The organism is Flavonifractor sp. DFI.6.63 (genome assembly GCF_024462255.1).
In the GTDB taxonomy this organism is placed as follows: Bacteria; Bacillota; Clostridia; order Oscillospirales; family Oscillospiraceae; genus Lawsonibacter_A; species Lawsonibacter_A hominis.
The window spans coordinates 1-857 of sequence record NZ_JANGBE010000078.1; the positions used below are offsets into that span (position 1 = coordinate 1).

Below are 857 nucleotides of genomic sequence, written 5' to 3' on the forward strand. Positions count from 1 at the left end.
CGGGCCTATGCCGTCCGGGAGGCCCAGCGGGCGACCTATCGGGATTCCAATGCTTTTTCGGACTTCGTGTCCGGCCTGCGCTACCGGGGGAAAAACCCGGTTGGTCAGGCGGCCAATGTTGTGATGGAGGGCGTACTTCCATTCCGCAAGACCCCGGCAAACATCCTGATGCGCGGCGTGGAATACTCCCCGGCTGGGCTGGCGAAGGGCCTGAGCTACGATCTGGCAAAAGTACACTCCGGTGAAATGACTGCCGCACAGGCCATCGACAACATCTCGGCTGGCCTGACCGGTACCGGCCTTCTGGCTCTTGGCGCATGGCTTGCATCCATTGGGCTGGTATCCGGCGGCGGGAGCGGAGATGACGAGCAGGACGTGATGTCCGACCTGACCGGTGGGCAGGACTATGCGCTGACGGTCGGGGACCGGAATTTCACACTGGACTGGCTGGCACCCGAGGCGCTCCCGTTCTTTGTTGGCGTGGAGCTCTGGAACGCGATGACAGACCGCGGCGCGGACGGTGTCCAGTTCAAAGACGCGCTTTCCGCCATGGAGCGCATCACTGACCCCATGCTGGAGATGAGTATGCTCCAGGGCCTGCAGGACGCCATCGACAATGTGAGATACGCGGACGGCGGTACCTTGCCCAAAGTGGTGGCAAACGCTGCAGTCTCCTATCTGTCCCAGGGTGTGCCAACCCTCTTCGGGCAGCTTGAGCGCACATCGGAGTACAGGCGGGACACGACCTTCGTCGATCGGGCCTCCTGGATGCCAAACGATATGCAGTATACGCTCGGAAGGGTCATGAACAAGCTGCCGGGCGAGTTTCAGCAGATTCCGTATGTCGATGCCTGGGG

The 857-nt window shown here is 61.8% G+C and carries 1 protein-coding gene; it reads left to right on the forward strand.

Translation table 11 applies throughout. The features are described 5' to 3' along the window. On the forward strand, positions 1–857 hold an 857-nt coding region (locus NE547_RS17955; RefSeq protein ID WP_256176617.1), incomplete at both ends, for a hypothetical protein.